This is a genomic window from Streptomyces sp. LS1784, assembly GCF_020103755.1.
GTDB lineage: Bacteria > Actinomycetota > Actinomycetes > Streptomycetales > Streptomycetaceae > Kitasatospora.
On record NZ_JAHSQD010000388.1, the window covers coordinates 1 to 7,847 of the forward strand.

At 73.7% G+C, this 7,847-nt stretch carries 9 protein-coding genes; 3 read left to right on the plus strand and 6 right to left on the minus strand.

The window, feature by feature from the left end:
- Nucleotides 1-324 precede the first annotated feature (324 nt).
- A complete protein-coding gene (locus tag KS423_RS31965) occupies nt 325-1,428 on the plus strand; it encodes an NADH:flavin oxidoreductase/NADH oxidase (RefSeq protein ID WP_224283253.1) in 1,104 nt (367 codons plus the stop codon).
- Between the two features lie 290 nt (nt 1,429-1,718).
- On the opposite strand, the gene cynS is transcribed toward KS423_RS31965, so the two are convergent.
- Both cynS and KS423_RS31975 read right to left on the minus strand, forming a co-directional pair.
- The gene (gene cynS / locus KS423_RS31970; protein ID WP_224283254.1) at nt 1,719-2,189 is read right to left on the minus strand and encodes a cyanase; all 471 of its coding nucleotides are present in this window, start codon (nt 2,187-2,189) and stop codon (nt 1,719-1,721) included.
- Nucleotides 2,190-2,268: 79 nt separating this feature from the next.
- Nucleotides 2,269-2,856 carry a carbonic anhydrase gene (locus tag KS423_RS31975; protein ID WP_224283255.1) on the minus strand — a complete coding sequence of 196 codons (588 nt, stop codon included), beginning with the start codon at nt 2,854-2,856 and terminating at the stop codon, nt 2,269-2,271.
- 124 nt (nt 2,857-2,980) lie between these two features.
- Between KS423_RS31975 and cynR the strand changes: the two genes are divergently transcribed.
- On the plus strand, nt 2,981-3,889 hold the full coding sequence (gene cynR / locus KS423_RS31980; RefSeq protein ID WP_224283256.1) for a transcriptional regulator CynR: 909 nt from the start codon (nt 2,981-2,983) through the stop codon (nt 3,887-3,889).
- A gap of 34 nt (nt 3,890-3,923) precedes the next feature.
- Here the strand turns inward: cynR and KS423_RS31985 are convergent, their stop codons facing one another.
- Nucleotides 3,924-4,136 carry a hypothetical protein gene (locus KS423_RS31985; protein WP_224283257.1) on the minus strand — a complete coding sequence of 71 codons (213 nt, stop codon included), beginning with the start codon at nt 4,134-4,136 and terminating at the stop codon, nt 3,924-3,926.
- 4 nt (nt 4,137-4,140) lie between these two features.
- Nucleotides 4,141-5,151: a zinc-binding alcohol dehydrogenase family protein gene (locus KS423_RS31990; RefSeq protein ID WP_374120063.1), complete on the minus strand. Its 1,011-nt coding sequence runs from the start codon at nt 5,149-5,151 to the stop codon at nt 4,141-4,143.
- Nucleotides 5,152-5,331: 180 nt separating this feature from the next.
- On the opposite strand from KS423_RS31990, the gene KS423_RS31995 reads away from it, so the two are divergent.
- The gene (locus KS423_RS31995; protein ID WP_224283258.1) at nt 5,332-5,712 is read left to right on the plus strand and encodes a helix-turn-helix domain-containing protein; all 381 of its coding nucleotides are present in this window, start codon (nt 5,332-5,334) and stop codon (nt 5,710-5,712) included.
- Nucleotides 5,713-5,716: 4 nt separating this feature from the next.
- On the opposite strand, the gene KS423_RS32000 is transcribed toward KS423_RS31995, so the two are convergent.
- Both KS423_RS32000 and KS423_RS32005 read right to left on the minus strand, forming a co-directional pair.
- Nucleotides 5,717-6,880 (minus strand): HAMP domain-containing sensor histidine kinase, encoded by a 1,164-nt coding sequence (locus tag KS423_RS32000; protein WP_224283259.1) that lies wholly within the window; start codon nt 6,878-6,880, stop codon nt 5,717-5,719.
- Nucleotides 6,877-7,560, minus strand: a complete 684-nt coding sequence (locus tag KS423_RS32005; RefSeq protein ID WP_224283260.1) for a response regulator transcription factor — start codon at nt 7,558-7,560, stop codon at nt 6,877-6,879. The genes KS423_RS32000 and KS423_RS32005 overlap by 4 nt, the downstream gene beginning before the upstream one ends.
- Nucleotides 7,561-7,847: the final 287 nt, after the last annotated feature.

Here is a 7,847-nt window from a genome sequence, read left to right on the forward strand (position 1 = left end):
GTCCCGACCCGGCGCGTCCCGCAGACGGCGCGCTGACGGCCGGCCGAGGCCGCTCCCCTGCGCCACCGACGGCGCCGTCCGGTTCCTCCGGGCGGCGCCGTCCGGCGTCACGGGGCTCCCGCTCCCCGCGGGCGTTCCAGGGTGGCGCGGCAGGCCGGGTGATGTTCGGGTCCGTTGCGGCCGTCGATGCCGCAGCAGGCGCCGACGGAACACCCTTGCAAGTCCCTGCACGCGCAACTATTGTTCATGAATGTAAATGCATCTGCAAAAGTTGCATGCTCGCCCCTTCGTCCTGGCGCCAGCCGACCCCACCGGGAGTCCGACATGAGCACCACTCTCTTCGCCCCGCTCACCCTGCGAGCCCTGACCGTCTCCAACCGGATCTGGATGCCGGCGATGTGCCAGTACAGCGCCGCCCCGGACGGGGACGCGGCCGGCGTCCCGACCGACTGGCACTTCACCCACCTCGCGGCCCGCGCCGCCGGCGGCACCGGGCTGATCATCACGGAGGCCACCGCGGTCAGCCCCGAGGGGCGCATCAGCCCGTACGACCTCGGCATCTGGAACGACGAGCAGGCCGCGGCCTTCCGCCGGATCACCTCCTTCCTGAAGAGCCAGGGCACCGTCCCGGCCATCCAGCTCGCCCACGCCGGGCGCAAGGCCTCCACCGAGCGCACCTGGGTCGACCGCGGAGGCCCCGTCGCCCCGGGCGAGGAGCACGGCTGGACCCCGGTCGGCCCCAGCGCCGAGGCCTTCTCCCCCGCCCACACCACGCCGGACGAGCTGACCGAGGCCCGGATCGGCGACATCGTGCGGCAGTTCGCCGACGCCGCCCGGCGTGCGCTCGACGCCGGCTTCCAGGTCGCCGAGATCCACGGCGCCCACGGCTACCTGGTCCACGAGTTCCTCTCCCCCGCGGCCAACCACCGCACCGACGGCTACGGCGGCTCCTTCGAGGGTCGCATCCGCTTCGCCCTGGAGGTCGTCGACGCCGTCCGCTCGGTGTGGCCCGAGGACCTGCCGGTCTTCTTCCGCGTCTCCGCGACCGACTGGCTCACCGAGAACGCGCAGGACGGCCGCGAGGGGTGGACCTCACAGGACACCGTCCGCCTCGCCAAGGAGCTCCGGGCGCACGGCGTCGACCTGCTCGACGTCTCCACCGGCGGCATCGTCCCCGACGCCCGCATCGAGGCCGCGCCCGGCTTCCAGGTGCCCTTCGCCGAGGCCGTGCGCCGCGAGACCGACCTGCCGGTGGCGGCCGTCGGCCTGATCACCGACCCCGCCCAGGCCCAGGCCATCCTCGCCGGCGGCCACGCCGACGCCGTCCTGCTCGGCCGCGAACTGCTGCGCAACCCCTACTGGGCCCGCCACGCCGCCGCCGAACTCGGCGGCGAAGTCACCACCCCCGTCCAGTACCACCGCGCCTGACGCCCGCGGGCAGCCGGGGCGGAAAGCCGGCCGGGGCGGAAAGCCGGCCGGGGCGGGAAGCCGGCCGGGGCGGGAAGCCGGCCGGGCCGGTTCTCCGCCCCACCGGGGTTCACCAGCGCAGGAGTTCGCCGGTAGCGGCGAGGCGGTCGAGCACCTCGCAGGTGGTGGCGCTGGGCGCGGGGCGGTCGATGGCGCGCCGGGCGAAGTCCATGAGGGGCCTCCGGGCGGGCCGGGTGTTCCCGGCCCGCCCCTGGTGGTGCCCGGTGGGTGACGCGGGTGCCGGTGCCGGGTCAGAAGGGCTTGGTCGGCAGGTACTTGCCGTCGAGGGTGATGACGGCGCGCTCGCCGCCCTCGGGGTCGGCGACCTTCTTCACGTCGAGCCTGAAGTTGATCGCGGAGATGATGCCGTCGCCGAACTCCTCGTGGACCAGGGCCTTGAGGGTGGTGCCGTAGACCTGGAGCATCTCGTAGAAGCGGTACATGGTCGGGTCGGTGGGGATGCGGTTGGGCATCGAGCCGCGGACCGGGATGGTCTGCAGCAGCATCGCCGCGTCCTCGTCCAGGCCCAGCAGCTCGGCGACGGCCTCGGCGGACTCCTGCGGCAGCGGGTGCTGGCCGAGGACGGCGGCGGTGGTGAAGGCCACCGACAGGCCGGAGGCCTCGGCGATCTGCTTCCAGGAGAGGTTCTTGCGGATCTTGGCCTCGACGGCGGCGTCGGCCAGCGCCTCGCGGGCACTCTGGTTGAACTGGGCGTGCACCATGACGGTTGCGTCCTTTCGGGGTGGAGAGGGGGCACGTCACCGGGGACGGGGGTGGCGTGCGGGGGTACGGGGGCGGGGGTCAGGCGGCGAGCGCGGGGATGGCGGCGGCCAGGTCCTCGACGCGGCCGGTGGGGATGTCGTAGACCCAGCCGTGCAGGGTGGTCCCGCCTTCCGCGAGGGCCCTGGCGACCGAGGGGTGGGTGGCCAGGTTCGCCAGTTGCGCGAGCACGTTCTGCCGTACCAGGGCGTCGACGTCACCGGCGGCGGCGGTGCGGGCCCGGGAGGCGTCCGCGTGCCGCAGCCAGGCGGCGACCGCCGGGGCGCCGCTGAGGTCGTGGCCCTGGGCGAGCGCGGTCATCGCGCCGCACGCGGAGTGACCGCAGACGACGATGTCCTTGACGCCCAGCGCGGCGACGGCGTACTCGATGCTCGCCGCGACCCCGTCGGCCTCGGGGGTGTAGGCGGGGACCAGGTTGCCGGCGGTGCGGATGACGAACAGGTCGCCCGGCTCGGTGCCGGTGATCAGCTCGGGCACGACGCGGGCGTCGGAGCAGCCGATGAACAGCGTGTGCGGGGTGTGGTGCGTGGCCAGATGGGCGAAGAGCTCCGCCTTGGCCGGGAAGACGTCCCTCTGGAAGCGGGCGACGCCCTCGGTGAGGTCCTGCACGGGTCACTCCTCTCGGTGGTGATCGGCCCCGTGGGCTGGTGAGATCCACCATGCATGACCTGCTCCTATAGTGTCTAAGAGGCATCAGGCATAGAAACTATTGGTTGTATCTATAGTCGTTCCCATGGCTGCTCCCGAACTGCGTCACCTGCGCTACCTGCTCGCCGTGGCCGAACACGGCAACTTCACCCGCGCCGCCGAGGAGCTGCACATCTCGCAGCCCACGCTCTCCCAGCAGATCAAGCAGCTGGAGAAGACCCTGGGCGTACAGCTGCTGGACCGCACCGGCCGCACGGTGCGGCTCACCGACGCCGGCGCCGTCTACACCGACCACGCCCGCCGCGCGCTGCGCGACCTGGCCGCCGCCGAACGCGCCGTCCACGACGTCCAGGACCTCTCCCGCGGCCACCTGCGCCTGGGCGTCACCCCCACCTTCACCGCCTACCTGGTCGGTCCGCTCACCGCCGAGCTCCACACCCGCCACCCCGGCGTCGGCCTCACCCTGACGGAGGCGACCCAGGACCGCATCGAGGCGGCCCTGCTCGCCGACGACCTCGACCTCGGCATCGCCTTCAGCGGCACCCACCTGCCCGGCATCGCCGCCACCGCGCTGTTCACCGAGGCCCTCAGCCTCGTCACCGGCGCCCCGCGCGCCGGGGCGACGCCCGGCCCGCTACCGGTCCACGCCCTCAAGGACGAACAACTCGCCCTGCTCAGCGGCGACTTCGCCACCCGCGGTCACATCGACGAATACCTCGCCCGGCACCGGGCCGCCCCGCGCATCACGGTCGAGGCCAACTCCGTCCAGGCCCTCACCGAGATCGTCCGGCGCACCGGCCTGGCCACCGTCCTGCCCGACGCCATCACCCACGACCACCCCCATCTCACCCCCGTCCCCCTCGACCCGCCCCTGCCCACCCGCACCGTCACCCTCCTGCACCGCGAGGGCGCCTACCGCAGCGCCGCCACCCGCGCCTTCACCCGCCTCACCCACGACCTCGTCCACGCACGCGGCTACGCACCCGCTCCCTAGGTGTCCTGTCGCACCAGGTGGCTCAGGCGGGGCGTCAGTCCTCCGGCCGCCGCCGCAGCCACCGGTAGATCAGGGCGGCCGCGGCGGCGCCGACGGCCAGGACGGCGACGTCGAACGCTTCGAGCACGGCCACGGCCTGCCCGTGGTGCTGGTACACGCCGGACAGCAGGGCCCTGGCGGCCAGGGCCGCCACCGCCCCGCCGCTCGCGGCGATGAGGGCCTCGATCTGGCCGGTGCGCCGGGGCATCCGCTCAGAACCCGGTGAGGGTCGTCTTGCCGATCGCCGTGCCGGACTCCTGGAGGCGGTGGGCCGCCCGGAGGTTGGCGGCGTTGACGGGGCCGAGGTCGCGGGTCGCGGTGGTGGCGAGGACGCCCGCGTCCACCAGGCGCGCGACCCGGTCGAGGATGCGGTGCTGCACCGCCTGGTCGGCAGTGGCGTGCAGGGAGCGGGTGAACATGAACTCCCAGTGGAAGGAGATGCTCTTGCCCTTGAGGACGCCGATGTCCAGGGAGTCGAAGTCGTCGATGGCGACGATGCCGCCGAAGGGGTTCAGGGCCTCGGCGTAGGCGGTGAGGTTGCGGTCGGTGGCGACGGTGCTGAAGACGTGGTCGAGGCCGCCGGGGGCGACCCGTGCCAGCTGCGGGCCGAGTGGCCGGGTGTGGTCGATCACGTGGTCGGCGCCCATGCGTCGGGCGAAGTCGGCCGACTCCGGGCGGGAGGCGGTGCCGATCACGGTCAGACCGGTGAGGGCACGGGCGAGTTGGGTGACGAGGGAGCCGACGCCGCCCGCGGCGGCGGTCACCAGCAGGGTGCCGCCCTGCTCCGGGCCGCCGGTGCCCAGGCCGAGGCGCTCGAAGAGGCCTTCCCAGGCGGTGAGCGCGGTCAGCGGGAGCGCGGCGGCTCCGGCGAAGGAGAGGGTGGCCGGCTTGCGGCCGGCCAGGCGCTCGTCCACCGCGTGGTAGCGGGAGTTGGCGCCGGGCCGCTCCAGGGCGCCGGCGTAGTACACCTCGTCGCCGACCTCGAACAGCTCCACCTGCGGGCCGACCGCGACCACGGTGCCGGCCGCGTCCCAGCCCAGCACCCGCGGCTCGCCGCCCGGGTCGGCGTTCTGCCGGACCTTGTGGTCCACCGGGTTGACGGCCACCGCCTCCACCCGCACCAGCAGGTCGCGCGGGCCCGGCTGGGGTACGGGCAGCTCGATGTCGAGCAGGCTCTGCGGGTCGTCGACCGGCAGGCTCCTGCGGTAGGCGACGGCGGGCATCGTCGCCGGGATCGTGGTCGTCGCGGGCATCTCGGCCATCAGGGGGTCTCCTCGTCAGGGGGTGGCGTGCCCTCGCTGTCCGGGCACGTCGGCGACGGTATGCGAAAGGTAGTGGTTACCCGCAAGGACCATTGCTACCCATTGGGTACCGAAGCAGTACCCGACGGGTACCATCGGCGCGTGACGACGACCCGTACGACGAAGACCCACGCCCCCGACTGCACCGACCCCAAGTCCGTCTACGCCGCGGCCTGCCCCTGCCGCGACATGCTCGACCTGCTGGCCAACAAGTGGAGCGCCCTCGCGCTGGGTGCCCTGGAGGACGGCCCGCAGCGCTTCGGCGCGCTGCGCACCCGTCTGCAGGGCGTCAGCCCCAAGGTCCTCACCCAGACCCTGCGCCGACTGGAGGAGCACGGCCTGGTCCACCGCGAGATCCACGCCGAGGTCCCCCCGCGGGTCGAGTACAGCCTCACCGCGCTGGGCGCGGACGCCTGCGTCCCGCTGGCGCACCTGCGCACCTGGGTGGAGCGCAACATCGACCGCTTCCCCGAGCCCGTCTGAACCGCTACCCCTCGGGTGAGCCCGGCAGGTCGAGGGTCACCCGCAGGCCGCCGGCCGGATCGGGGGCGAGGTGGAGTTGGCCGTGGTGGGCTTCGGTGACGGCGGCGACGATCGCCAGGCCCAAGCCGTGGCCGCGGCGGGCCGGGTCGGTTTCGGCGGTGCGCCCGCGCCCGCGCAGGAACGGTTCGGTGAAGGTGGCCACGGCCTGCGCCGTCAGCTGCGGGCCGGTGTTGGCGACGGTCAGGCGCACCCGCCCGGGCCGCTGCGGGTCGGCCCCGGTGGCGACGGTGACCCGCCCGCCGGAGGCCAGGTTGTGCCGCAGCGCGTTGTGCAGCAGGTTGACGGCCGCCTGGCGCAGCAGGACGGGGTTGCCGGTGGTCGGGGCGGGGCGCAGGTCGGCGGTGAGGGTGATGCCGAGGGCCTCGGCCTCGTCGCGGACGGCGGCCAGCGCCTCCCCCGTGGCGGCGGCGAGGTCGGCGGGGGCGAGGTCGGGCGGGGCGTGGCCGAGGTCGGCGAGCTGGAGCAGGGCCTCACTGATCTCGATGCCGCGCTGGTTGGTGTCCTGGAGGCGGGTGACGAGCTTCCCCCAGTCCTGGCCGGCCGGGTCGGCGGCGGCGACCTGGAGCATGGTGCGGGTGATCGCCAGCGGGGTGCGCAGTTCGTGGGAGGCGTTGGCGGCGAAGCGCTGCTGGGCCTCGAAGGAGCGCTGGAGGCGTTCGAGCATCTCGTCGAAGGCGTCGGAGAGGTCGGTGAACTCGTCGCGCGGCCCGGTGAGGGCGATGCGGTGCTCCAGCGCCCCGCTCGCGGCGGTGTGGGCGGCGCGGGTGATGTCCTGCAGCGGGCGCAGCACCCGGCCGGCGATCAGCCAGCCGCCGGCCAGGCCGACGGCGGTCAGCAGCGCCAGGGCGTAGCCGCTGGCGGTGAGCAGGGAGTGCAGGATCTCCTGGCGGGAGGGGGCGTCGGAGCGGTAGCGCGGGTTGGAGGAGGTGAGGGGGTAGTTGGGGACGTAGCGCATGCCGACGTAGACCACGGCGAGGGAGAGGGTGCCGGCGGTGACGGCGAAGAGGGTGTAGCTGAAGGTCAGGCGCATCCGGGCGGTCAGTCGGCGCGGGCGGCTTCCCGGACGGCGCTTGCCGGGCGGGCGCTCGGCACGGGGGGGCTTGTTCACCGCGGGGTGCCTTCCCCTCCGGGGCCGGTGAGGCGGTAGCCCACCCCCGGCACGGTCTGGATCACCCATGGGTCGCCGAGGCGTTTGCGCAGGCCGGAGATGGTGATGCGGACCGCGTTGGTGAAGGGGTCGGCGTTCTCGTCCCAGGCGCGTTCCAGCAGGTCCTCGGCGCTGATGACGCCGCCGCGCGCCGTCATCAGGACCTCCAGGACGGCGAACTGCTTGCGGGACAGGCCCACGTAGCGGCCGTCCCGGTAGACCTCGCGGCGGAAGGGGTCCAGGCGCAGCCCGGCGTACTCCAGGACGGGCGGGGTGGCCTGGGCCGGGCGGCGGGCCAGCGAGCGCAGCCGTACGACGAGTTCGGCGAGGTCGAAGGGCTTGGTGAGGTAGTCGTCGGCGCCGAGTTCGAAGCCTGCGACCTTCTCGTTCAGCCGGGCGGCGGCGGTGAGCATCAGCACCCGGCAGCCGAGGCCGCGCTGGACGATGCTGCGGCAGACGTCGTCGCCGTGGGTGCCGGGGATGTCGCGGTCGAGGACGACGACGTCGTAGCTGTGGACGGCCAGGCGCTCCAGCGCCGCGTCGCCGTCGGTGACGATGTCGCAGGCGATCGCTTCCAGTCGCAGGCCGGCCTGGACCGCCTCCGCGAGGTAGATCTCGTCCTCCACCACCAGGACCCGCACGTGCCGTTCTCCCGTCGTCGCCGTTCGCACTCTATTGGACCGGATGGGGTCTATCGAAAACGTATCGGCCTGCGCAGACGTCCTCGCAACACCGCGCCTTCTCCAATGGTCCGCAACGGACGAGCACACCGGGAGGCAGGAATGGACCCGACGCAGACGCAGACGCAGACGCGGACGGAAGCGGGCACGGCGACGACGACGGTGCGGGGCAAGCGGTGGCTGGCCGCGGGCGGCGCCTCGGCGGCGGCGGTGCTGGCCCTGGCCGGGGCCTACGCCGCCGACCCGCC